This is a genomic window from Herbaspirillum sp. GW822-FHT03A08, from assembly GCF_058801885.1.
This window is the reverse complement of sequence record NZ_JBXANR010000003.1, coordinates 369,688-394,159: the sequence shown is the minus strand read 5'-3', so window position 1 is coordinate 394,159 and position 24,472 is coordinate 369,688. Positions and strand designations below refer to the sequence as shown.

Here is a 24,472-nt window from a genome sequence, read left to right as displayed (position 1 = left end):
TTCCTGGCGTCAAGAATGGGATCACACGAGGGGATGTTACCCGCCGAGGATCCCGGCGGGCTTGCCCGATATTACTTGGGCAGACGCTGCCGGCGCGCTTCGTACAGACAGACGCCGGAAGCGACGGAGACATTCAGGCTCTCGACCGAACCGAACATGGGGATGCTGACCAGAATATCGCAGGTTTCACGCGTCAGGCGGCGCATACCTTCGCCTTCCGAGCCCATCACGAGTGCAGTCGGGCCGGAGAAATCGCCCGCGTACAAATCCTTGTCCGCATCGTCGGCCATGCCGATCAGCCAGACACCGCGGTCCTTGAGGTCGCGCATGGTGCGCGCCAGGTTGGTCACAGTGATGTAAGGAACCGTTTCGGCTGCGCCGCTGGCGACTTTGGCGGCGGTCGCATTCAGGCCGACTGCGCGATCCTTCGGTGCGATCACGGCATGTGCGCCGGCGCCGTCAGCCACCCGCAGGCAAGCGCCGAGGTTGTGCGGATCGGTGATGCCGTCGAGGATCAACAGCAATGGCGGACCTTCAACGACATCGAGCAGCTCATCCAGATTGCGCGCCAGCGACAGCTCGCCGGCCTTGGCGACAACGCCCTGATGGCGGCGCGTGCCGACAATGTTCGACAGGCGCTGGTCGTCAGCCTGGATGATGCGTACGCCGGCAGCCTTGGCTGCGTGCAGCAGATCGCGCATGCGCGCGTCGTTACGCTCCGCATCGACATACAATTCCTCGACCGACGATGCCTCGTGACGAATACGCGAGGTGACGGCGTGGAAGCCAAAAATCATTTTACTTTTCATGTGCCCTGCTTCTTCACTAAATACTGCTTCACTAAATAATTCACCAAATAAGTCGGCGCTGAAAAGACTAAACCTGACGGCTCAGCCTCCTTCAGCGCATGTAGAACGCCGGTGCCGGGACGCCGCGTCAAGAAAACACGGCGCCGTCGGCGTTAGCGATTTTTCTTACTCGGCCGGGAAAAGCCCTTGGCCGGACGCTTGCGGTCCGACTCAATCCCGCCCTTTACACGCGGCAAAGCCTTGCCGGATTTGCTTGCTGCCTTCGGTGTTTTCGCACCCTTGGCGTTTTTTGTAGCCGCTGGCGCGGATGCTGGCGCTGTCTTGGCAGCACCACCTGATCGGCCAGCTGGCGCGCCCTTGCCAGCGCCTGTCTTGCTGCGCGCCTGTTGCGCATTCTCAGCACGACGCGCTTCGTTCTTCAGAATCGTACGAATGCCCGGCTCGGTCACCAGGCGCAGATCGATCTTGCGCGCATCCAGGTCGACGCGGCTGACCTGCACCGTTACGCGGTCGGTCAACTGGTAGCGGATTCCGGTGCGCTCGCCGCGCAATTCGTGACGTGCTTCGTCGTACTGGAAGTAATCCGCACCCAGTTCTGTGACGTGGACCATGCCTTCGATGTACAAGGCATCGAGCTGAACGAAGATGCCGAACGTAGCCACACCGGAAATCGTACCGGTGAATTCCTCACCAAGTTTGTCGCGAATGAAGTAGCACTTGAGCCATGCCTCAACGTCGCGCGATGCTTCATCGGCACGGCGCTCATTGGCGGAACAGTGAATGCCCAGCGCTTCCCAGATGGCGACGCTGCTTTCCGGCTTCTTCTTGCCGTTGGCACGATCCAATGCCTGCGCCTTGCGTGCAGCGGGCGACAGCATGGTGTTGAGCACGCTGGTGTCGATACCCTTGGGATCATAGCGTTTGCCCAGCAGGATCGCCTTGATGACGCGATGCGTCAGCAGATCCGGATAACGGCGGATCGGGCTGGTGAAGTGGGCATACGATTCATAGGACAAACCGAAGTGACCGATGTTTTCCGGACTGTACACGGCTTGCTGCATGGAACGCAACAGCATGGTCTGGATCAGTAAAGCATCCGGACGCGACTTGATCTTCGGCATCAGTTCGGCGTAATCGGATGCGCTCGGGCTATCGCCGCCACCAAGGCTCAGGCCGATTTGCTTGAGGAAGGTACGCAACTGATTCAGACGTTCCTTGGTCGGTCCGGCGTGGACGCGATATAAACCTGGATGCTCATGACGCTTCAACAGATCGGCGGCGCAGACGTTGGCCGCTAGCATACATTCTTCGATCAGGCGATGCGCATCATTGCGGGTGCGCGGCAGGATCTTTTCAATCTTGCCGACGGCGTTGCAGACGATGTAGGTCTCGGTCGTTTCAAAGTCGATCGCACCGCGTGCATGACGCGCTTGCAACAGCGCCTGGAAGACTTCATACAGATGCAGCAGATGCGGCACCAGACCGGCGCGCTTGGCGGCTTCGGGGCCCTTGGTATTGGCCAGAACTGCCGCGACTTCGGTGTACGTCAGACGCGCAGCGGAGTGGATCACCGCCGGGTAGAACTGGTAAGCCTTGATCTCGCCCTTGGCGGTAATCACGGCATCGCACACCAGCGTCAGACGATCGACGTCGGGGTTGAGCGAGCACAAGCCGTTCGACAATTTTTCCGGCAGCATCGGGATCACGCGACGCGGGAAATACACCGAAGTGCTGCGCTCCAGCGCATCCACGTCGAGTGCGTCGTTCGGCTTCACGTAATGGCTGACGTCGGCGATCGCAACGATCAGACGATAACCCTTGGCGCGGCCGATCTTGATCGGTTCGCAATAGACCGCATCGTCGAAATCGCGCGCGTCTTCGCCATCGATAGTCACCAGCGGCACATCGCGCAAATCGACCCGGTCATTCAGGTCGGCCGGCTTGACTTCGCCCGGCAACTTTGCGGCCAGCTTCTTGGCGGCTTCGGAAAATTCATGCGGCACGCCGTACTTGCGCACGGCGATTTCGATTTCCATACCCGGATCGTCGATATCGCCGAGGATTTCTGCGATCTTGCCGACCGGCTGCGTGTAACGAGAAGGCTGTTCGGTCAACTCGACGCTGACTACCTGCCCCGCCTTGGCCTTGCCCGGCGAACCGGCGAGGATCACATCCTGGCCGATGCGCTTGTCTTCAGGCGCGACTACCCAGACGCCATTCTCATTGAGCAAACGGCCGATGACGTGAGTATTGGCGCGCGACACCACTTCAACGATGGTGCCTTCCGGACGTCCGCGGCGATCGGTGCCGATGATGCGAGCCTGGACGCGGTCGCCATGCAAGACCTTCTGCATTTCTTTCTCGGGCAGGAAAATGTCGGCGCTGCCGTCTTCCGGCAAAAGGAAACCAAAACCGTCGCGGTGGCTGCTGACGCGGCCTTCGATGAAATCGGGGGAATGGGTCAGCTTGTAGTTGCCGGCGCGGTCCGGCTTGATCTGACCGTCACGTTCCATCGCATTCAGGCGTCGCGTCAGGCCATCCATCTCTTCCGGCTTGACGCTGAGCGCAGAAGCCAGTGTCATTGCGTTTTGCGCGCCCGAAGAGGTGCGCAGGATGCCGAGAATTTCCTCGCGGCTGGGAATGGTATAGGGAAATTGGCTCAAAAGTGTAATCAGGTAAATTGTTATTCATCAGTTTCGCGACAGCGGATCCGTCTGGCGAGCTGCTGGAATACGACTACAGGGCCTCGGCCCAGGGTGCAACATGCCCTAGTGTAACGGAGGTTCCCGGTATTTACCTAACATGCGGCCCCGATAGCACCGTCAGCAACCGCCGTCCGAAAATAAATAGGTGCCGGCACCCCAAGTGATTGACAAGTTCTGAAAATGGGCTATAATCTCTTTCTTTCGCGGTATTGCCCACGTGGCGGAATTGGTAGACGCGCATGGTTCAGGTCCATGTGCCGCAAGGTGTGGGGGTTCGAGTCCCTCCGTGGGCACCAAAACATAAAAGGTCGATTGATGAAAATCAATCGGCCTTTTGCGTTTTGGGGACCGCGAGCAAGGCGCCTGCCTGTGCGCCTTGCGGGTGGGACTCGAAAGTTCGGCCTTGCAACGCCAAACGGGGTCGCGGTACGTGACCGAACTCCCTCCATGGGCATCAAAGACGTAAGAGGCCGTTGATGACAATCAACCGGCCATTTTTGCGTTTTTTAAGGCCGTAAAAAATCCGAGCGCCTTTCGCGGCGAACTCGAATACATTTCTTCGCGCATTTCCATGTATTTATCTCGCGTGGAATCACCCTGCTAATTTCGTGGGCAAGCCCCTTTTTTGTTTTCCGTATTCCCAGAATCTCATCATGACCGATGAAATTCAGATCAAACGAATAGCCTCTCATCATGTTTCGTTTTTACGCATTATTTTGTTGACCACCAGATTCAATATCAGTATTATTCAGCCCTTCTAAGCGCTACGCACTTTTGTGTGAAGACGTTTTAGGCCCACGTGGCGGAATTGGTAGACGCGCATGGTTCAGGTCCATGTGCCGCAAGGTGTGGGGGTTCGAGTCCCTCCGTGGGCACCAAAACATAAAAGGTCGATTGATGAAAATCAATCGACCTTTTGCGTTTTGGGGACCGCTTTTATCTCGCGGGCAGACTCACCTTGCTTTTCACAGGTTTGCTCTCAGGCGGCCGCACCAACGCCCCACGCACCTCAAACTGCAACTGATCCAGCACTGCACCATTCACATCCTGCAAAACCAGCTTGTGCTTCCCGGGCCAAGGCATCCAGTCAAACCCCAGATCGGCGGATTTTTTACCTGCCGTTTTCAACGTTTTCCCATCAAGCAGCCACACGCCCTGCTTCGCACCTTGTGCGGTAAAGCGCAAGCGCTGATGCGTCGGCGGAATATCCGGATCAATCGCGACCAGCATGCCCGGCGTGGGATAGGTGATCATGGGCGCGATCTCGCCTGACTTTGCCACCTGCAACACGCGCTGACTGGTGTCGGGCAAAAAGTATTCAGTGCGCGTTGCCTCCAGATTATTTTCAAATTGCACCGGCTGGGCGATCACCGATGCCGGCTTCGCCGGCTCCTGCGAGCCTGATTGACGGTGCAGATACTGCATCACCTCCTGCCAGACCGGAGCGGCCCCGGTAACGCCCGATACATCCCACATCGGCGCACCGGAGGCATTGCCGACCCAGACGCCGACGGTATAGCGCGATGAGAATCCCACGCACCAGTTGTCGCGCATATCCTTCGACGTCCCCGTTTTGACCGCCGTCCAGATGCGTGTCGACAAGGCATTCTCCAGACCGAAGGTTCGCGCCCGCGCACTGCGGTCAGACAGGATGTCGCCGACGATAAAAGAGGCGCCGCCATCCATCGCCTGCTGATACATCACGCGCGGATCGCTCATCGTGGTGCGCACGCCGCTGTAACGCCCTTGATTCGCCAAGGCGCGATAGGCATTGGTCAGTGACAGCAGACTGATGTCGGCGCTACCGAGCGCGAGGCTGTAGCCGTAGTAATCGCCCGATTCGCGCAGATTGAAACCGAGCGCCTGCAAACGCCGGAAGAAACGCTCCGGCGTCACCGTCACCAGCGTGCGTACCGCCGGAATATTGAGCGAGGATCCCAGCGCCGTACGCAGGCTCACCAGTCCCTTGAATTGCCGGTCGTAATTCTGCGGAATATAGAGACCGGCAGAGGTCGCCAGATTGACCGGCGAATCGTCGAGCAGCGAAGCTGCCGTCAGCCACTTTTTCTCGATCGCCATTTCATACAGAAACGGTTTCAGGGTTGACCCGGCCTGACGCAAAACCTGCACGCCATCGACCTGCGCCGCACCGGAAAGTGAACCGCTCGACCCTATCCAGGCCAGGACGTCGCCACTGACGTTGTCGATCACGACCACGGCGCCGTCTTCGATATTTCTGTCCACCAACGCCGATAACTGTCGACGCAAAGCGTCACTGGCGAAACGCTGCGTCGCTGCATCGATGGTCGAATACACGGGCTTGCCTGCTTCCTTGAGCAACTTGCGCCCCAGATGCGGAGCAAGTTGCGGCGCGGTAGCAGCGCCGCTGATTTCGCCCTTGGCCGTGGCGCGCGCCAGCACCAGTTCTGTCCGTCCCTGCAAGCCATTGCATTCCTGCGGCGCGCCCTGCTCTTTCAGGATGGCGCAGGCACGCTCCGATACTTTTGCCGGTTTGGCGTTGGGCGCGCGAATCAATGCCACTGCAATGGCCGCCTCGCTCTGATTCAGGCCGCTGGGATGTTTGCCGAACAGCACGCGTGACAAGGCATGCACGCCGACGAGCTCTCCGCGGAAACTGACCAGATTCAGATAGGCCTCCAGAATCTGATCCTTGCGCCAGTTGCGCTCCAGCGATTGCGCGATGAAAACCTGCGACACTTTCTGCGTCATCGACCGCGCCGAAGACTTGCGGCGCAGATCGTCATAGATCAAACCCGCCAGTTGCATCGTGATGGTCGAGGCGCCGCGCGTTTTGGTATTCCACAGATTGCCCCATGCCGACGCCGCCACGGCGTTCCAGTCGACGCCGCTGTGCTGATAAAAGCGCCGGTCTTCGGAAGCGATCAGGGCATTGCGCAGCGCCGGCGACACATCTTCCAACGCGATCCAAGACAGACGGCGCTCATTGGGATTGAGCCGCAATTGCTGGATCAGCTCGCCATGCCGGTCATACATCGTGGCGTCCGATGAGCGAAACGATTGCTGCACCTCGCCAAAGCTTGGGACCGCATGTGCGACGTCCGGCACTACCGCCAGAAGCGCCGTCGTCGCAGCAAACAATACCGCTGCCATATACCGTCGCACAGTCGCCTCCATCACGGCGCCTTGATACTCAGCCTGGCGTTCGGAATTTCGCCGAACATTTCCGGCGCGTACATCGCCTCCACCCGCGTCGGCGGTAAACTGAACTCGCCGGCGTTGTTCAGCCGCACCGTGTAGGAGATGCTGGAACGCCCCTTCGGCATACGCTCGTAGTAAGCGCGATAGCCCTCGAAGCTGCGCTCTTCATACGCCAACCACGCGCTGCTGCGCGAGCGGCCGTCATCCTCGCCGCTACGCGTAATCGCCGAGTCGCGCGCCAATCCGGAACCCAGCAAACTGGCGCCGCCAGGAATCGGATCGTTCAGCACGACCCAGGTCATATCGGTCTGCGCATCGATATCCAGCGTCACACGCAACACATCGCCGCGGCTATAGATACCCTTCTGCTTCTGTTCGACCGGGACGACTGTCTTGGTGATGCGATAGCCGCTGGAGAATGGCGCCTTCAATGCCACGGCTGCCAGGCTTTGCATGGTGATCCATGGTTTGCCGCTGCCTTCCTGCATGAACTTCAGCGCACCTGGCGCAGGTGTGCCCCAAGGAATCTGCACTTTTCCGCCGGCTGCGCCTGCGCCGCTCCATGCATAGGCATTGCTGCCCGCATCGGACACGATGCGCGTCGTACCTGCGACCTTTTCCGCTTCAAATGCACGGCTGAATTTCTCCAGCGCCAGGCTGCCCCAGACGTTCGCGGTGGTCGTGCCCCAGTGACCGCGCTGTTGACGCTGGATGGCTCCGCTTATCAGCTTGGGCATGTCTTCGCGCCAGGCTGGATTGTTCAGCATGGTCAACACAAGACGATTGGCGTTGCTGTCACCGCTGGCCATCAGCCACCACCAGTAATCGTTCGCCTCGTCCGAGAAGCCCATGCGCGTGCCCTGATAGTTCAGGCGCGAACGGATAATCTGATCAGCTTCCACCAGACGCTTGTCACGTTCGGGGATCGTCGTGACGCGCTGCAGGATGGCGATCCAGTCGAGCACCGCTGACGTCGGCCAGACGTTCGGATTGATTTGAATTGACCCGAGCATGGACGGCTGCACGCGGTGATAGCGCGACAGCGCTTCCAGCGCCGCCAGCTTGCGCACGTCGAGATCCTTCTTCGGTGACCAGAAGTCGCGTGTGAGCTTGCCGTCTACAAACGCCGCCAGACCGTCGAGCATCTTGTCGCGGCTCTGCGTTGGCAAGACATAGGCTGCTTCATTCGATGCCGCCAACAGATAGGCCGTCAGGGTATCGCTGCCGCGCCGCGCATTGGATTCGCTCGGCGGGAAGTAATACGCCAGACCATCTGCATCAAGATAAGTCGGCAAGTCGGTTACGATCTTCTGCCACATTGCGTCGTCACGCAGACCGATGGCCTTGGAGGTGCGCTGCTCCAGGCAAGAGAATGGATAGTCGGCGAAATATTTGCGGATACCTTCGCTACCGCCGGCCAGACTCGGCTTGAGGGAGATGCTCAGTCCGCCGCGTCCCGGCAAACTGTCGGCCGGCTGCGCGACGCTGATCGACGACACCTTGTCGAGCTGGAACAAGCTAGCCTGCTGCACCGTCACCGGAATCGCCGGCACGACGCGCTGGACGAATTTAATGGCATCTTTCGCGACAGCGCCAGATTGCTCCTGCGCACCGATCTCCCAGCTCAGTTGCGAGATGTCTGCGGGCACCGTCACCGGCCACATCACTTCACGCGCTTCGCCGGCAGGAATCGAGACGTCCTTATCCTGCAAGGCAATCGTCGCAGATGGCGTCGGCCCCGTCGCTTTCGCGTTCAGGCGAAGCTGCATGGCGCGCGTGGTGGTGTTGCGTACCGTGACCATGGCGTTGAACTGATCGCCTTCACGCACCAGCGGCGGCAGGCCGGAGATGACCTGCACGTCCTGCGACGAGCGGATGCTGGCCGAGCCGGTGCCGAACAGGCCGGCGCCGCTCTCCGCTATTGCAACGATACGGAACGCGGTCAACGCATCGTTGAGCGGTACATCGATCTGCGCCCTGCCGCTGGCGTCGAGCACCACGTACGGCTTCCACAGCAGCAAAGTATCGAACAACTCGCGCGTCGGCGATTTACCGCCGCCGCCACCTGCCGGCGTTGCCTTCTTACCGTAATGGCGCTTGCCGATCACCTGCATCTGCGCCGTCGACGTCTCGATGCCATAGCTGCGCCGTTGCAGCATGGCGGAGAGCAGATTCCAGCTGGTGTTGGGTTGCAGTTCCAGCAAGGCTTCATCCACCGCCGCCAGTGCGATCTCAGCGCCGGCGGCAGGCTTGCCGTCAGGCAGCGTAACCTGCACGCTGACCTTGGCGGTCGAACGGATCGGATACGTCGGCTTGTCAGCAGTCACCGCGACCTTCAGCAGATGCGCACCGCTGCCGACGGAAATCTCGGCGACGCCGAATTTGTAGGCCGGCTTGGCCAGATCGACCATGGTGCCGGGCGCCTGATATTCCTTGAACTCGTGCCACCAGTTGATCGGTTCTTTCCACCCCCAGCTGAAGAAGGAATACCACGGCACTTCGCGCATGCGGCCGCGCACGGCCAGCACCGAGACGTAGACATTAGGCGCAAAGCCTCCCTTGATCGGCAGGCTGATGGTCGGATCCTGTCCGTTCAGTTGCACGACCTGCGTTTCAATCACGCCTTCACGTTCCACGGCGACCAGAGCAGTCGCGTAGCGGAACGGCATGCGCACCTGGAATTTGGCGGTCTCGCCGGCTTGATAGGTCTTCTTCTCCGGCAGGATATCGATGCGATCCTGATTCTCGCCATCGAACCACAACTCGCCCTGGCGCGTCACCCATACCGAGGTCTGTGCGAACGAGGCGTTGCCGTTGCCGTCTTTGGCAGTGGCGGTCAGTTCAACGTTGCCGGCCTCCGACAGCGATACGTCGCAAATCAGGACACCATGTTTGTCGCTCTTGCCGCTGCACAGCGTGCCGAGGTTTTGCGACGAGCGGGTATTTTCATACGCGTAGAAACCGCCAACCATACGCTTGCGATGCGAGTTGGTTTGCCTGCTCAGGGCAGTGACTTCCACAGGCACGTCGGCTTGCGGCTGGCCCGCCGCGTTGAGCACAACCATGTTCAAGGCCAGTTTCTTCTTCACCGAAACCCAGTCGCCACCCTTGATGCCGATGACCACCGCCGACGGCCACACAGTCACCAGGTTGGAGATGGTCTGAATCTCGCCGTTCGGATCGCTGTAGGTCATCTCGGTCAGCAACTCGCGCGGCGTCTTGACGACAGGCATGGACTTGACCGTGGTGCGGCCGGCGCCATTCTTATCCAACGTCACCGGCAATTTGTCGGCAACGATTTTCTGATCATCGCTACCGGTATCGCCATCTTCACCGCCGTAATTACCGGCACCGAATGAATAGCCGTCATAGCCCGGAAAGCTGACCGCCTTCGCGCGCATCAGGCTGCTGATCCGCACCGCCTGTCCTGAAGCGCCGCCGCCATTGATGTAGTTGAGCTGGACGTCGACTGGAACTTCTTTCGGTGCGACGAGGCTCGCGCCTTTGCCGCCGGTCACAGGCGTAATACGCCCCTGCATCAGCGGCAGGCGGAATTCTTCGACGCGAAAACTCCCGGTGCTGTAGCTACCTTGCGCAGAACCGCCTTCTTCAGCATCGCCGTCACCTTCACTGTTGCTGTCGCTGCCGCTCTTTGCTGCACCGCTGTCGAGCATGACGTCATAGCTGCCGAGTTTGGCTTCTTTCGGAATGGCAAAGACAGTCTCGGCATTTTTTTGATTGCGCCATTTGAGCGGAAACTGGAACTCCTGTCCGCTGCCCTGATGGATGATGCGCACGCGTGTCGGCAATTTGTCTTTGCCGGCCAGCGCAAAACCGGTCATGCTTTCCAGGCGGAATACATGCTTCATCGATACCGTCTCGCCGGCGCGGAACAAGGTGCGGTCGAATATCGTATGTGCTCGTGCGTTGGCGCCGGACGAGCGATCCGTCGGCAGATTGAAGCGCCACGATTCGATGCCGTCACTCCACGAGGTCAGCGCAAACGCCATGTCGGCGCGGCCCTTCTCATCGGTCTTGCGCGCGCTGACAAACAAGCCGTTGATGGCGCCGTCCTCGTTCTGCCGGCTGGCGCAACTATCTTCAATCGGTGTGGCGATCATCGCCACGCCGATCGCATTGGTCTTGCCGCGCCATAGCTCATCGCCCCGGCAATTGGAGATGCGTACGTCGGCATCCGCCACCGGCTTGGCCGTATCGAGTGTGGTCACCCACACCGCATTGTTCTCGCGCCCGAGCTTGACGTGCACCGACAGGTTGGTCACCAGCGTGCTGGTGCGCACATACATCGGCGCCGGTTTGCCGAGCAGGGAAGCACCGAGTTTTTGCGACTCCAGTTCGACCACATAGAATCCCGGATCCTTCAACGGAATGCCGACCACTTCGAACGGCCGCTCGCCATCCTTCGCTTCCGACAAGGCCGGCAGGTTCAGAGTCTTCACGCCCGGTTCTTTGGCCAGCAAACCGATGGCACGCGTGTCGGGCGTTTTCCCCGTCGTGTCGCCCCAGCGTTCATGAAAACGATTGAGACGCGTCAGCCAAGCGATCACGCCTTTGTCGCCATCGACTTTGAGATTGGCGACCTTGCCCGGCAAGGCTTTTCCATCGGTACCGCGTACCACCATGTTCGCTTCGACGCGGCGCAAGGTGACGGGCAAGGTGGCATCGGCATTGAGCTCAATGATGCCGAACGGCGCCGCCGGGAATTTTGCCAGTGGTGGATAACCAGCGGTGCGCGATTTCAGCGGAAAAGCCGAAGCATTGCTGAGCGCGCGACCGCTTTCGTCCTTGAAGCCGGATGGCAGATTGATGGTGAATTCGCCGTTCTCGGGGAACGGCGGTTTGAAGATCAGGTTATAGACCAGTTCATCCGTATTGTTCTTTTCGAAGAAAGGTTTGAGCTTGCCGTTACTGCTCTTGAGTTCTACCGCTTCGGCCAGCTTGCGCGGCACGGCGGACGAGAACGACATCGTCACCGGCAGAATCGGCGAGCACGCGGCATTGGCGTTCTCGCGCTCGCAACTGAGGCTGGCGCTGAATTCCTTGCGGACCTTGAATGTGAAGGTTTGCGGGATCGTCGTCGCGATGCCGTTGAGCGTGGTGATGCCCTTGTCCCAGGTCAGCTTGACGGCGGCATCGTTGGGCAAGCGCTGCTGGCATTGCACGATGGTGACCAGCGACGGGTCGATTTTCCTGGCGAATTCCTTCAGCAAGTCCTTGCGCATTGCATCGCTCACGAACTTGACCGGAATGCGTTCATGAATGCCTTCCGCCTCGCAATACACATGATCGCGCACGCTGTCCTGATTTGCAGCGCCGTTCTGGAACAGGATGAAAGCCTGCTCTTCCTCAATCTCATTTCCTTCGGGCATGTGCCGCACAATCGCAGGTCCGCCGGTGTTGAACTGGAACACGCTCTTGCCGGTGATTGCAGCACCGGACACGGCCTTGACGCCGGGCTTCAGCGTAAATGAACAACGCGTGCCGGGCGGCAGATCGCGCTCGAAGTCATAGACCCAGTTCTTGCCGTCGGCCCAGCGCGAAGTGCCGGCTACGGCGCAGTTGATGTCGAAAGGCGCTGCGGCCTTGGGATCGCCAAACTTGACCAGCGGCTCGGAAAACGTCGCACGTGCCTGGCGAATCTGAGCGACGTCGCCTTGCGGCGAGAAGCCGGCAACATTGGCGGCAACCGACAGCGACGGCACGCTGATCACCACTGCTGCGGCCAAGGTATTTGCCAGCATTGAGATCCATTGTGAAGTCCGGGGAATCAGGGACATGCTTGCTCCGTTATCTTTTTAATCAGTTCTTCGGCAATGCTTCATGGTGACGAAGCCTTGTGACACGATCAAGACAGATTGCGACTCGGTTGGTTCTGCGTTGCAGACCGGACTCATAGCTTGCACTGCAAAAAATCGAGAAAGCAGCTGATGCGTCTCGAAATTTGCGTATTCCGATAATACACAGCATGAATCTTCTGACGAAATGCCGTGTGTGATTTTTCCAGCACGCGCACCAGGCGTCCGTCCGCTACGTCGGCATCCGACATGAAATTGGATAAGCAAGCGATGCCTTGCCCGTGGAGCGCCAGATGGCGGATCGTCTCGCCGCTGGAAGCGCGGAATGCGGGCTTGATCGGATAGCGGTCACCGTCTTCGTGCTGCAGCGGCCAGTGGTTCAATCCTTCCGGCTGCGTGAAACCGATCAACTGGTGATTGTCGAGGTCCTTGACCGTCTTGGGCGTGCCGTGGCGGCGCAGATATTCCGGGCTGGCCAGCAGTTGCAACCGCGCCGAGGTCAGCGGCTTGGCGTGCAAGGTCGAGTCCTGCAACTCGCCGATGCGAATCGCAATGTCGGTGCGCTGCTCCACCAGATCGATGAAACGGTCATTGGTCGTCAGATCGAGCTCGATGTCGGGGTAGGCTTCGCGAAAGGCTGCGACGTGCGGCACGATACAGTGCAGCATGAACGGTGCCGAGGCATCCACGCGCAGCTTGCCGACCGGCTTCTGGCTGCGGATGCGGATCGACTCTTCGGCGCGCTCCATGGCGGCGATGATGTCGCGCGCCTGCGCCAGGAATACCTGCCCCTCTTCCGTCAGCTCCATGCGCCGCGTCGTGCGCGTCAGCAGGCTGGTGCCAAGCTTCTCTTCCAATCGCGTCAGCGCTCGGCTGATGCCCGATGTCGTCTGTTCCAGCACTTCTGCCGCTGCGCTCAGACTGCCGGCCTCGACAACGGCGATGAAAATGCGCATTTCGTCCGATTGCATGGTCATTGTTGACTCCAATTCAAATATTTTTTGATTTTAACGGTATTTTTCTCAACAAAGATAGCCGTCACAATGGCACACGTCAAACAAACTACTACTAGGAGTTGAATCATGCCGATTGCTTTATGGGCGCTGGCCATCAGCGCATTTGCGATAGGAACCACCGAATTTGTCATCATGGGCCTGTTGCCCGAGGTCGCCGCCAATCTGGGCACGACCTTGTCTTCGGCCGGCCTGCTGGTCACGGGCTACGCGCTGGGCGTGTTCGTCGGCGCCCCGCTGGTCACCGCCACCACCGGAAAATTGCCGCGTAAAACCTTGCTGGTCAGCCTGATGGTGCTGTTCGTCATCGGTAACGTCGGCTGTGCGATTGCGCCGGACTACGCCACGCTCATGATTTCGCGCATCATTGCTTCGTTCTCGCATGGCGCCTTCTTCGGTGTCGGCTCGGTGGTCGCCACCGGTCTGGTCGCCAAGGAAAAGCAGGCTTCCGCTATTGCACTGATGTTCACCGGTTTGACCGTGGCTAACGTGCTCGGCGTGCCTTTCGGCACCTGGCTGGGCCAAGCTTACGGCTGGCGTTCGACCTTCTGGGCGGTCAGCGCCATCGGTGTTGTGGCCTTGCTGGCAACTGCGTATCTGGTGCCGCGTTCGGATGACAAGCAGGATGCCGATTTCAGCAGCGAACTGCGTGTGCTGGGTCGTCCGCAAGTGTTGCTCGGCCTGCTGATGACCGTGCTGGGCTTCGGTGGCGTGTTTGCCGCATTCACCTACATCGCCCCCATCCTGACCGACATCACCGGCTTCCAGCCTGGCGCTGTATCGCCGATCCTGTTGCTGTTCGGCGTCGGCCTGGTAGGTGGTAATCTGCTGGGCGGCAAATTTGCCGACAAGTATCTGATGCCGACGCTCGTGATAAGTCTGGTGTTACTGGCCGGCGTATTGGTGCTGTTCTCCTTCACCAGCCATTACAAGCTCGCTGCCGTGATCACCGTTGGCCTGCTCGGCGCCGCCGCCTTCGCGACCGTGCCGCCACTGCAAATGCGGGTGCTTGAGAAGGCTACCGGCGCGCCGAACCTGGCGTCGTCGGTCAACATCGCAGCCTTCAATCTGGGCAACGCTTTGGGAGCATGGCTGGGCGGTGTCACCATCGATCACGGTCCCGGCTTGCATTCGGTGTCGCTGGTCGCAGCGTTGATCACCGCAGGCGGACTGGTGGTGGCGCTGATCAGCTGGAAGCTGGACCGCAAAGCCGTCCCGGCGGTCTCGCTGAAGGCGGCCAACGACGTTTGCTAAGCACCCTCCATACGAAAACCTGATCCGGGTATCCGCCATGAACACTCAAAAAGTAGCTCTGGTAGTCGGCGCCCAAGGCGTCATCGGCCGCAATCTGATCGATCATCTGCGCGGCCTGGAAGACTGGAACATCATCGGCCTGTCGCGCCGCGGGGGCGAGTCGGACGAACGTGTGCAGCACATCGCCGTCGATCTGCTCGACGCAGCCGACGCCCGCGCCAAATTGGGCGGCCTGACGCAAGTCACGCACATCTTCTATGCTGCCTATCAGCATCGCCCGACCTGGGCCGGGCTGGTAGCGCCGAATCTTGCCATGCTGGTGAATACGCTGGAAAGCGTTGAGGCCGCGGCGAACAATTTGCAGCATGTCAGCCTGATGCAGGGCTACAAGGTGTACGGCGGTCATCTCGGTCCATTCAAAACACCGGCGCGCGAAACTGATGCGCATTTCATGCCGCCGGAATTCATGTTCGACCAGCAGACCTGTCTGGAGCAGCGCCAGATAGGTAAATCGTGGACATGGTCCGGCATCCGGCCGGCGGTGGTCGGTGGTTTTGCGCTGGGCAATCCGATGAATCTGGCGCTGGCGATTGCGGTGTATGCATCGGTCTCAAAAGAACTCGGTCTGCCGTTGCGCTTCCCCGGCAAACCGGGTGCCTATGACAAACTGCTGGAGATGACCGATGCCGGACTGCTGGCGAAGGCCACGGTGTGGGCGGCGACCGATCCACGCTGCGGTAATCAGGCCTTCAACATCGGCAACGGAGACCTGTTCCGCTGGAGCGAGATGTGGCCGAAGATTGCGCGTTACTTCGATATGGAGGTGGTGGCGCCGCTACCGTTGTCGCTGAGCTCGGTCATGGCCGATAAGGCCGACCTGTGGCAACAGATCGTCGAGAAATACGATCTGTCGCCGCATAGCTTCGCCGACCTGTCGTCGTGGGAGTTCGGCGATTTCGTCTTCTCCTGGGACTACGACATGTTCGGCGACGGCTCCAAGGCGCGGCGTTTCGGATTTCATGAATATGTGGAGACCGAGGCGATGTTCATGGCGATCTTTGACGATTTCCGCCGACGCAAAGTCATTCCTTGAGGCCGTGGCAAAATCCTGAAGACATAAAAAAAGAGCTTACGTGAATGCGTAAGCTCTTTTTCTTTGCTGCTGCAGAACGGCGAAGTAATTACTTCGACTCGCCCTTCTTGATCCATGCCGCCAACTGATGCGGGCCAAGGCCGTCGTAGTCTTCAAACGGCTGATGAATCCACGGATTGGTCGGCAGATAGTCGAGGTGATAATCCGGCTCAACGATGGAACACGCCTTCCACCACAGCACGGCCGATTTGATTTCGGTCACGGCCGGATAGTGTTCCTTGAGGTGCATCTGGACCTTTTGCAGGGTCACGCCGGAATCGACCAGATCGTCCACCAGCAAGACGCGGCCCGACAGGCTGCCCTTGGTGATGGTGATGTACTTGGCGATGTCCAGGCTGCTGCGAATGGTGCCGGCCGCTTCGCGGTAGGAGCTGGTCGAGAGGATCGCCAGCGGCACGTCGAAGATGCGCGAGAACACATCGCCGGGACGCAAGCCGCCACGCGCCAGACACAACACCTGATCGAACTGCCAGCCCGATTCATAGACTTTCAAGGCCAGTTTTTCGATGCTGCGGTTGTAGTCATCCCAGGAGACCCACAGGTCTTTATCGTCGGATATTTTCATTTTTGAGTACTCGTCTTACGGAATTGCTTTTCTTGTGAGAACGGCGAACAACAGGTTGTTCGCCGTTCGTACTGAATTGCTGGATTACTGGATTACTTGAACGGATGGCGCAAAACGATGGTTTCTTCGCGGTCAGGGCCGGTGGAAATCATGTCGATAGGTACGCCGACCAGTTCTTCAATGCGCTTGATGTAAGCACGTGCATTGGCCGGCAGGCCGTCCAGCGATTGTACGCCGACGGTGGATTCTTTCCAGCCCGGCATTTCTTCGTAGATCGGCTGGCAGGCGGCGGCTTCTTCAGCGCCGACCGGGAAGATGTCCACGGTCTTGCCGTTGAGGGTGTAGCCGGTGCACAGCTTGAGCGACTCAAGGCCGTCCAGCACGTCGAGCTTGGTCAGACACATGCCGGACACGCCATTGATCTGCACCGAACGCTTCAGCAGCGCTGCATCGAACCAGCCGCAGCGACGCGCGCGGCCAGTCACGGTGCCGAACTCGTGGCCGACGGACGCCAGATGCTTGCCGACGCCGGCGTCGGTAGGCAGTTCTGCCGGGAACGGGCCGGAGCCGACACGGGTCGTGTAAGCCTTGGTGATGCCCATGATGTAGTGCAGCATGTCAGGACCGACGCCGGCGCCCGCGGCGGCGTTACCGGCCACGCAGTTGCTGGAGGTCACGAACGGGTAAGTACCGTGGTCGACGTCCAGCAAGCTGCCTTGCGCGCCTTCGAACAGCAGGTTGGCCCCCTTTTGATTGGCGATGTGCAGGTCGTTGGAGACGTCGGCAACCATCGGCTTCAGGCGCGGCACGTTGGCCAGCGCGTCATCCAGGGTCTTCTGGAAGTCGACCGGCTGGGTCTTCAGGTATTGGGTCAGGACAAAATTATGGTAGTCCAGATTTTCCAGCAGCTTTTCGGCAAAACGCTTTTCGTTGAGCAGATCGGCAACGCGGATCGCGCGGCGGGCAACCTTGTCTTCGTAGGCCGGGCCGATGCCCTTGCCGGTGGTGCCGATCTTGGCGGCGCCGCGGGCGGCTTCGCGCGCAACATCCAATGCAACGTGGTAAGGGAGGATCAGCGGACAGGCTTCGGACACTTTCAGGCGCGAAGCCACTTCAACGCCCGCGGCTTCCAGCTTGTCGATTTCACGCAGCAGATCAGGCACGGACAGGACCACGCCATTGCCGATATAGCAAGCCACGCCGGCACGCATGATGCCCGACGGAATCAATTGCAGAGCAGTCTTCTTGCCGCCGATGACCAGCGTATGGCCTGCATTGTGACCACCTTGGAAACGCACCACGCCTTGCGCGTGATCGGTCAGCCAATCGACGATCTTACCCTTACCTTCATCGCCCCACTGGGTACCAATGACGACGACGTTCTTTGCATTGCTTTTCTGTAACATGGCTTAACCTAAGTTTTTGATAATCCAATTTCCATTGCTGAGTTCCACTGCGCGATCGCAATCAAACTCGTCCTGGTCGTTTTCGTGTCCGGGGAGGCTCTGAATCACAATTTCCCCGGCCCGACGCAATTCCGCTATTTTCTCACGCAAACCGGCCTCGGTCCCCCATGGCGCGCGAATTGCACGTTTTCTTTCCGCGCCGGGCATCAGACGTGCCAGTTCGCGCAAATCCATGGAAAAACCGGTCGCCGGACGTGCACGTCCGAATGCCTCGCCGACGTGGTCATAACGGCCGCCGCGCACCACCGCATTGGGCAGGCCCGGCACATAAGCGGCAAACATCACGCCGCTGTGATAGTGGTAACCGCGCAAATCCGCCAGATCGATGGTGACGTTGGCTTCGCCGGCCAGTTTCGCCAGCGCTTGCAGTTCGTCCAGCGCCTGCGTGATGCCCGGCAACGAGGGCAAAGCCTTGCGCGCACGCTCAATGACTTCACTGTCGCCATACAGGCCAGGCAGCGCGAGCAAGGCATCGCGCGTGGCGGGCTGATAGTCTTTGGTCAATACTTGCAGGCCGGGAATATCCTTGGCTTCCAGCAAACCGAACAGTTGCGCCGCTTGCTTGTTGGCCTTGTCATCATTGGCGATGATCGCGCGCAGCACACCGACGTGGCACAAATCCAGACGGACTTTTGCGATGCCGGCCAGCGCCAGCGAAGCCAGCGCCAGCTCCTGAATCTCCGCATCGGCTTCCAGTCCGGCGTGACCGTAGATCTCGGCGCCGATCTGCAACGGCTCGCGCGTCGCATGCAGGCCGGAAGGACGCGTATGCAGCACACTGCCGGCGTAGCACAGGCGGGTCACGGAATCGCGATTGAGCAAATGCGCATCGATGCGCGCCACTTGCGTCGTCATGTCGGCGCGCACGCCCAGCGTACGCCCCGACAGCTGGTCGACCAGCTTGAAGGTGCGCAGATCAGTATCCTGTCCTGCGCCTGTCAGCAGGGATTCAAGATATTCGAGCAGCGGCGGCATGACCATTTCGTAGCCGTACAGGCGGAAATTGTCGAGCATGCGGCGACGCAATTCCTCAATCTTGCGCGCTTCGGATGGCAAGACATCGGCGATATTTTCAGGAAGAAGCCAGTTCGGCATAAAACAAATCAATCAGAAAAATGTGTTTAACAATGCATTCAAGCAACGCCCTTCTTACACGCGGCAAGGCACACACGTCAAAAGACGTGCATGCCTTGTAAAAATCGCATTCAATCAGGGAAACAAATATGCGGGCTACAAAATGGAAAGATGCCCTCAACAAGCAGCATCAGTCCTCGACATCCCAACCCTACATATTACGATCTTGCTCTCGGTCTTGCCTTATTTCTTGGTGCTGATGCCTCCCACACCCTTGAAATATTTGAAGAACTCGGAATTGGGATCCACCACCATCAAGTCATGCCGGTTCTTGAAACTGGCGCGGTACGCCTCAAGACTACGGTAGAACTTGTAAAACTCGGGATTCTGCCCGAACGCCTGGGCATAAATCTGCGAAGCCTTGGCATCGCCGGCGCCGCGGATCTTTTCAGCGTCACGATATGCTTCCGCCAGAATCACCACACGTTGACGATCGGCATCGGCGCGAATCTTTTCCGACTCGGCAGCGCCGGTGGAACGCAATTCGTTGGCGACTCGGGCGCGCTCGGACTTCATGCGGTCGTAGACCGAGTTATTGATCTGGTCGACATAATCAACGCGGCGCAGACGCACATCGATAATCTCGGCGCCGATCTGCTTGGCTTCGATCGCGACCTTGCGCTGGATCGCATCCATGACCTTGCCGCGCTCGCCGGAAATCACTTCACGCACGGTGCGCTTGGTGATTTCTTCGTTCAAGGCGGCTTTGACGATCTGCGACAAACGGTCCTGAGCGCGACGGTCATCGCCACCGAAGCTGATGAAGTACAGACGTGGATCAACGATACGCCATTTGACGAAGGAGTCGACCAGCACGTTTTTCTTCTCAGCCGTGATGAAACGGTCGGCGTCAGGCGTATCCAGGGTCTGGATGCGCTTGTCGAGGTAAATCACGTTCTGGAACGGCGGCGGCAGCTTGAAATGCAAGCCAGGCTCAGTCACAACCTGCTTGACCTCACCGAGGGCGAACACGATTGCCGACTGGCGTTGCTCGACGACGAAGATGGTCGAAGACAGCAGCCACAGGGCAACGATGACGGCAATAACGCTAGTGATCAGGCGGCTCATTAGCGCACCTCGCGATCACGGGAATCACGTGCATCCCGGTTGCGGGAATCACGCTGAACATCGACTGAATACACTGTATCGCTTCCTGGAAGTGTTGGTGCGGCCCCTGCAGCGGCCGGCGCTGTTGCGGGCTTGGCAGCATTGGTGGCATTAGCGCTGTCGGTTTGCTGAATCAGTTTGTCCAATGGCAGATACAACAGATTATTGCCGCTCTTGGCGTCTACCATGACCTTGGTCGTGTTGGTGAAGATCTGCTGCATGGTTTCCAGATACATACGATCACGCGTCACCGCCGGCGCTTTCTGGTATTCGTCCAAAACCTGCTTAAAGCGCGCGCCGTCACCCTCTGCGTTGGCGACAATGCGCGAACGGTAAGCTTCAGCCTCTTCCAGCAAGCGCGATGCCGCGCCGCTGGCCTTCGGAATCACGTCATTGGCGTAAGCCTGGCCTTCATTCTTCTGGCGCTCGCGATCCTGGCCAGCTTTGACTGCATCATCAAATGCTGCCTGCACTTGTTCCGGCGGTTGCACGCCTTGCATGGTGACATTGGTGATCTGCACGCCGGACTTGTAACGATCCAGAATCTGTTGCATCAGTTGACCGACATCGAGCGCCACCTTTTCACGGCCTTCGTAGAGAACGAAGTCCATTTTGCTGCGGCCGACGATTTCGCGAATCGCAGTTTCAGCAACCTGGCGCACAGTTTCATCCTGGTCGCGATTGTTGAACAGCCACTCGGCGGCGTTCTTGAGCTTGTATTGCACTGCGAACTGAATGTCGATGATGTTTTCATCATCGGTCAGCATCAGCGCTTCTTTGAGTTGCTTGTTCTTGGCATTGCTGCGATAACCGATTTCCGCCGTACGCACTTGCGAGACGTTGACGATTTCGTGGCTTTGCACCGGATACGGCCAGCGCCAGTTGAAGCCCGGCAGCGTGGTATGGCTGTATTTGCCGAAGGTCATGACGACTGCGGTCTGACCTTCCTGCACGATGAAGAATCCGCTCGCCAGCCAGAGGAAGGCAACGATCACCGCGATGACACCGACACCGATGCCTGCGCCCTTGATGTCGCCGCGATTGAAATTGCCGTCGCCATTGTCGGAACCGCCACCGCCGCGTTTGCCGAACAAACGGCTTACGCGCTGGTTGAAGTCACGCCAGAGCTGATCAAGATCCGGAGGCCCGTCTTCCGGCTTCTTGTTGCCATTACCGCCGTTATTCTGATTTTGACGGTTGTTGTCGTCTTGCGAACCGCGCCCCCATTGAGGGTCGTTCAGCGAGAATTTCAAACCGAGTTTTTTGAATAGAGAAACAAGCATGCGTTGCGATCCGGCTTAATTATTAAATTGAATCAAAAGGGAATGCCCGCCAACTTCGGGAACTGCTTAATCTGGCTTATCAGGCCCGATTGAAGCGCCCGACGAACGACTGCAGCGACCTAATGCGCGTGCACATCTTGAGAATCGACAACCTGAGACTGCGCACCTCTGCGCGCCTCGATCGAAGACCTGAGTGAATCGGCAATTACTTGCCGCAACAAATCCAGGCCCGCACCGGTTTTCGCACTAATAAAAACCCGGTGGATTCTACCATACTCGTCATACTCAACCGCCGGCTCCAGCTCGGCAGCGTCGATCTTGTTCCAGATCAGAATCTGCGGAATATGATCCGCGCCGATCTCTTTGAGTACCAGGTTGACCTGCTCAATCTGCTCCATCCGGACCGGGCTTGCCGCATCGACAACGTGCAGCAGCAGATCGGCGTGAATGGTTTCTTCCAATGTCGCCCGGAAAGCCGCCACCAATTGGTGAGGCAGTTCACGGATGAAGCCGACTGTGTCTGAAATCACGACATGACCGACTTCGCCCAGATAAACACGGCGCGAGGTCGTATCCAGCGTTGCAAACAGCTGATTTGCCGCATACACCCCAGCCTTGGCCATGGCGTTGAAGACTGTCGACTTGCCCGCATTCGTATAGCCGACGAGGGAAACGGAAAATGTGTCGTTGCGACCGCGCGCGCGGCGTTGCGTGGCATGCTGACGATGCAATTTGTCCAACTGCCCGCGCAATGCCTTGACCCTGTCGCCGAGCAAGCGACGATCAGTTTCCAACTGGGTTTCACCCGGGCCGCGCAGGCCGATACCACCCTTTTGCCGTTCCAAGTGAGTCCAGCCGCGAATCAGGCGCGTCGCCAGATGTTGCAGCTGCGCCAACTCCACCTGAACCTTACCTTCATGGCTTTTAGCGCGTTGTGCAAAGATATCGAGAATCAGGCTGGTGCGATCGAGCACGCGCGTCTTCAACACACGCTCAAGATTGCGCTGCTGGGCGGGGGACAAAGCGTGATTGAAGATGACAATGTCGAGTTGCAGATCGGCGACGGCGTCAGCGACTTCCTGAGCCTTGCCAGAACCGACAAATAAAGCAGCATCCGGACTGGCGCGCTTGCCCGTAATGGTGGTAACGGGCTCGGCGCCAGCGGACTTTGCCAGCAAAAACAGCTCATCCAGACTAGCGGCAAAATCGCTCTTGCCGAAATCCAGGCCGACTAGCGCGGCACGCATATCAAAATGCACACGGCGTAAAGCCGGCTGAATAAGCCATTATTCCGATTCTGCCGAATCGAGACTCAAATTGACGGCACGGGCTGGAACGACGGTGGAAATGGCGTGTTTGTATACCATTTGTGTGACGGTGTTGCGCAGCAGGACGACGTACTGGTCGAACGACTCCACGTGACCTTGCAGTTTGATGCCGTTTACCAAATAGATGGAAACGGGGACGTGTTCTTTTCTTAAGGCGTTAAGAAATGGGTCTTGTAACAATTGCCCTTTGTTGCTCATGGCAGCTCCACTGTGTTGTTGTGATTAGGATTTGGAGGCACCTGACAAAATTTCAAGTGCTTTACCAATCTATGCGTTATGAATGTAAACGATTTCCTACCTACCGCCAAGATTCGTGACTATTTATCTTGGCGAATGAAAGGATTCTTGCTCGAGCGGAACTCGATACGGAGTGGAGTGCCAACCAGCGAGAAAGTTTCACGAAAATGTTTTTCGAGATAACGTTTGTAGCTCTCATCCACGCCTTCAAGCGCATTGCCGTGGATCACCACGACCGGGGGATTCATACCGCCCTGATGCGCGTAGCGCAGTTTCGGACGGATCGATCCCTTGCGGCGCGGTTGCTGATGTTCGACCGCTTCAATCAGTGCACGCGTAAGCTTCGGCGTGGTGAGGTTGGACATCGCTGCAGCGTAGGCTGAATCGATGGATTTCATCAGCGGACCGATACCGGTCGACTTCAGTGCCGAGATGAAATGGAATTTAGCAAACGACAGGAAACTGAGCTTGCGCTCCAGATCCATCTTGATCTCGTCGCGGCGATCGCTTTGCAGACCGTCCCACTTGTTGACGCCAACTACCAGCGCGCGCCCCGACTCCAACACGAAACCGGCGATATGGGCATCCTGCTCGGAGATATCCTGTTGCGCATCGAGCAGCAGCAAGACGACGTTGGTTTCCGAGATCGATTGCAGTGTCTTCACGACGGAAAATTTCTCAATCGCTTCGAATACTTTACCGCGGCGACGGATACCCGCCGTGTCGATCAGCGTATATTGCTTGCCGTCGCGCTCAAATGGAATTTCGATCGAGTCGCGCGTGGTGCCCGGCATGTCGAATGCGATGACGCGTTCTTCGCCGAGCAAGGTATTGACCAGCGTCGACTTACCGACGTTCGGACGACCGACGATGGCGATTTTGATGCCGCGTGCGACATCGACTTCTTCACCGAGATCAGGGCGCTGGGCAACGGCGATATCCAATGCCTCATCGACCAGATCGGCGACGCCGTCGCCATGCGCTGCAGAGATAACGTAAGGATCGCCAAGACCAAGCTCATAGAAATCGGCGGTCACCGAGGTGTACTTCATGCCCTCGGCTTTATTGACCACCAGCATGACCGAGCGACCGGACTTGCGCAGGAAATCAGTGATGGTTTTGTCGTGCGGGGTCAGCCCCTGGCGACCATCGACGATAAAGATCACAACATCGGCCTCGACCACTGCTTGCTTGGTCTGTTTGGCCATTTCATACATGATGCCCTCTTTGGCGACCGGCTCGAAACCGCCGGTATCAATCACCAAAAAGGGGCGTTCGCCGACCCGGCCTTCGCCGTAGTGACGATCCCGGGTCAACCCGGGCAAGTCTGCGACCAGCGCATCACGTGAACGGGTGAGCCGATTAAACAATGTCGACTTACCGACATTGGGACGACCAACAAGTGCAATAACCGGCTTCATT

General features: G+C 58.5%; 15 protein-coding genes and 2 tRNA genes. 4 read left to right on the top strand and 13 right to left on the bottom strand.

What is annotated here, in order from left to right:
• Positions 1-71: 71 nt before the first annotated feature.
• Positions 72-809, bottom strand: coding sequence for a 23S rRNA (guanosine(2251)-2'-O)-methyltransferase RlmB (gene rlmB / locus AC1RN6_RS10975; RefSeq protein WP_007877313.1), 738 nt, complete (start codon positions 807-809; stop codon positions 72-74).
• A gap of 152 nt (positions 810-961) precedes the next feature.
• Positions 962-3,472 carry a ribonuclease R gene (gene rnr, locus AC1RN6_RS10970; protein WP_493005247.1) on the bottom strand — a complete coding sequence of 837 codons (2,511 nt, stop codon included), beginning with the start codon at positions 3,470-3,472 and terminating at the stop codon, positions 962-964.
• 253 nt (positions 3,473-3,725) lie between these two features.
• On the opposite strand from rnr, the gene AC1RN6_RS10965 reads away from it, so the two are divergent.
• Together AC1RN6_RS10965 and AC1RN6_RS10960 are read left to right on the top strand one after the other, a co-directional pair.
• Positions 3,726-3,810: transfer RNA gene (locus tag AC1RN6_RS10965), tRNA-Leu, on the top strand.
• 497 nt (positions 3,811-4,307) lie between these two features.
• Positions 4,308-4,392: transfer RNA gene (locus AC1RN6_RS10960), tRNA-Leu, on the top strand.
• A 58-nt stretch (positions 4,393-4,450) separates the two neighbouring features.
• Here AC1RN6_RS10960 and pbpC read toward each other — a convergent pair.
• The 3 genes from pbpC to AC1RN6_RS10945 form a co-directional block, all read right to left on the bottom strand.
• On the bottom strand, positions 4,451-6,646 hold the full coding sequence (gene pbpC / locus AC1RN6_RS10955) for a penicillin-binding protein 1C (protein WP_493005887.1): 2,196 nt from the start codon (positions 6,644-6,646) through the stop codon (positions 4,451-4,453).
• A 23-nt stretch (positions 6,647-6,669) separates the two neighbouring features.
• Positions 6,670-12,492 (bottom strand): alpha-2-macroglobulin family protein, encoded by a 5,823-nt coding sequence (locus AC1RN6_RS10950; RefSeq protein ID WP_493005245.1) that lies wholly within the window; start codon positions 12,490-12,492, stop codon positions 6,670-6,672.
• A 113-nt stretch (positions 12,493-12,605) separates the two neighbouring features.
• Positions 12,606-13,487 carry a LysR substrate-binding domain-containing protein gene (locus tag AC1RN6_RS10945; protein WP_493005244.1) on the bottom strand — a complete coding sequence of 294 codons (882 nt, stop codon included), beginning with the start codon at positions 13,485-13,487 and terminating at the stop codon, positions 12,606-12,608.
• 105 nt (positions 13,488-13,592) lie between these two features.
• On the opposite strand from AC1RN6_RS10945, the gene AC1RN6_RS10940 reads away from it, so the two are divergent.
• Together AC1RN6_RS10940 and AC1RN6_RS10935 are read left to right on the top strand one after the other, a co-directional pair.
• On the top strand, positions 13,593-14,777 hold the full coding sequence (locus AC1RN6_RS10940) for an MFS transporter (RefSeq protein WP_493005243.1): 1,185 nt from the start codon (positions 13,593-13,595) through the stop codon (positions 14,775-14,777).
• Positions 14,778-14,814: 37 nt separating this feature from the next.
• A complete protein-coding gene (locus tag AC1RN6_RS10935; protein ID WP_493005241.1) occupies positions 14,815-15,870 on the top strand; it encodes an SDR family oxidoreductase in 1,056 nt (351 codons plus the stop codon).
• Between the two features lie 88 nt (positions 15,871-15,958).
• Here AC1RN6_RS10935 and AC1RN6_RS10930 read toward each other — a convergent pair whose 3' ends face one another.
• The 8 genes from AC1RN6_RS10930 to der all read right to left on the bottom strand — a co-directional run bounded on the left by AC1RN6_RS10930 (position 15,959) and on the right by der (position 24,471).
• Complete coding sequence (locus tag AC1RN6_RS10930; RefSeq protein WP_007877294.1) at positions 15,959-16,495, bottom strand: phosphoribosyltransferase; 537 nt, start codon at positions 16,493-16,495, stop codon at positions 15,959-15,961.
• Positions 16,496-16,587: 92 nt separating this feature from the next.
• Positions 16,588-17,901, bottom strand: coding sequence for an adenylosuccinate synthase (locus AC1RN6_RS10925; RefSeq protein WP_050477221.1), 1,314 nt, complete (start codon positions 17,899-17,901; stop codon positions 16,588-16,590).
• Positions 17,902-17,904: 3 nt separating this feature from the next.
• Positions 17,905-19,056, bottom strand: coding sequence for an ATP phosphoribosyltransferase regulatory subunit (locus AC1RN6_RS10920; protein ID WP_493005240.1), 1,152 nt, complete (start codon positions 19,054-19,056; stop codon positions 17,905-17,907).
• A 222-nt stretch (positions 19,057-19,278) separates the two neighbouring features.
• Positions 19,279-20,163 carry a protease modulator HflC gene (gene hflC, locus AC1RN6_RS10915; RefSeq protein ID WP_493005239.1) on the bottom strand — a complete coding sequence of 295 codons (885 nt, stop codon included), beginning with the start codon at positions 20,161-20,163 and terminating at the stop codon, positions 19,279-19,281.
• Positions 20,163-21,485 (bottom strand): FtsH protease activity modulator HflK, encoded by a 1,323-nt coding sequence (hflK, locus tag AC1RN6_RS10910; RefSeq protein ID WP_493005238.1) that lies wholly within the window; start codon positions 21,483-21,485, stop codon positions 20,163-20,165. Before hflK ends, hflC begins: the two co-directional genes overlap by 1 nt.
• Before the next feature lie 119 nt (positions 21,486-21,604).
• Positions 21,605-22,732, bottom strand: a complete 1,128-nt coding sequence (hflX, locus tag AC1RN6_RS10905) for a GTPase HflX (RefSeq protein ID WP_493005236.1) — start codon at positions 22,730-22,732, stop codon at positions 21,605-21,607.
• A gap of 39 nt (positions 22,733-22,771) precedes the next feature.
• Positions 22,772-23,011, bottom strand: coding sequence for an RNA chaperone Hfq (gene hfq, locus AC1RN6_RS10900; protein WP_007877286.1), 240 nt, complete (start codon positions 23,009-23,011; stop codon positions 22,772-22,774).
• 119 nt (positions 23,012-23,130) lie between these two features.
• Entirely contained in the window at positions 23,131-24,471 is a 1,341-nt protein-coding gene (gene der / locus AC1RN6_RS10895; RefSeq protein ID WP_493005233.1) for a ribosome biogenesis GTPase Der, read from the bottom strand.
• Between the last annotated feature and the right edge of the window lies 1 nt (position 24,472).

Excerpts from the sequence above, each read along its gene's own strand:
- AC1RN6_RS10930 (WP_007877294.1), bottom strand. The coding sequence starts at position 16,495 with ATGAAAATATCCGACGATAAAGACCTGTGGGTCTCCTGGGATGACTAC.
- der (WP_493005233.1), bottom strand. The coding sequence starts at position 24,471 with ATGAAGCCGGTTATTGCACTTGTTGGTCGTCCCAATGTCGGTAAGTCG.
- pbpC (WP_493005887.1), bottom strand. The coding sequence starts at position 6,646 with ATGGCAGCGGTATTGTTTGCTGCGACGACGGCGCTTCTGGCGGTAGTG.
- hfq (WP_007877286.1), bottom strand. The coding sequence starts at position 23,011 with ATGAGCAACAAAGGGCAATTGTTACAAGACCCATTTCTTAACGCCTTA.
- AC1RN6_RS10940 (WP_493005243.1), top strand. The coding sequence starts at position 13,593 with ATGCCGATTGCTTTATGGGCGCTGGCCATCAGCGCATTTGCGATAGGA.
- AC1RN6_RS10945 (WP_493005244.1), bottom strand. The coding sequence starts at position 13,487 with ATGACCATGCAATCGGACGAAATGCGCATTTTCATCGCCGTTGTCGAG.
- hflK (WP_493005238.1), bottom strand. The coding sequence starts at position 21,485 with ATGCTTGTTTCTCTATTCAAAAAACTCGGTTTGAAATTCTCGCTGAAC.
- rlmB (WP_007877313.1), bottom strand. The coding sequence starts at position 809 with ATGAAAAGTAAAATGATTTTTGGCTTCCACGCCGTCACCTCGCGTATT.
- AC1RN6_RS10925 (WP_050477221.1), bottom strand. The coding sequence starts at position 17,901 with ATGTTACAGAAAAGCAATGCAAAGAACGTCGTCGTCATTGGTACCCAG.
- AC1RN6_RS10920 (WP_493005240.1), bottom strand. The coding sequence starts at position 19,056 with ATGCCGAACTGGCTTCTTCCTGAAAATATCGCCGATGTCTTGCCATCC.
- AC1RN6_RS10935 (WP_493005241.1), top strand. The coding sequence starts at position 14,815 with ATGAACACTCAAAAAGTAGCTCTGGTAGTCGGCGCCCAAGGCGTCATC.
- AC1RN6_RS10950 (WP_493005245.1), bottom strand. The coding sequence starts at position 12,492 with ATGTCCCTGATTCCCCGGACTTCACAATGGATCTCAATGCTGGCAAAT.
- hflC (WP_493005239.1), bottom strand. The coding sequence starts at position 20,163 with ATGAGCCGCCTGATCACTAGCGTTATTGCCGTCATCGTTGCCCTGTGG.
- hflX (WP_493005236.1), bottom strand. The coding sequence starts at position 22,732 with ATGCGTGCCGCGCTAGTCGGCCTGGATTTCGGCAAGAGCGATTTTGCC.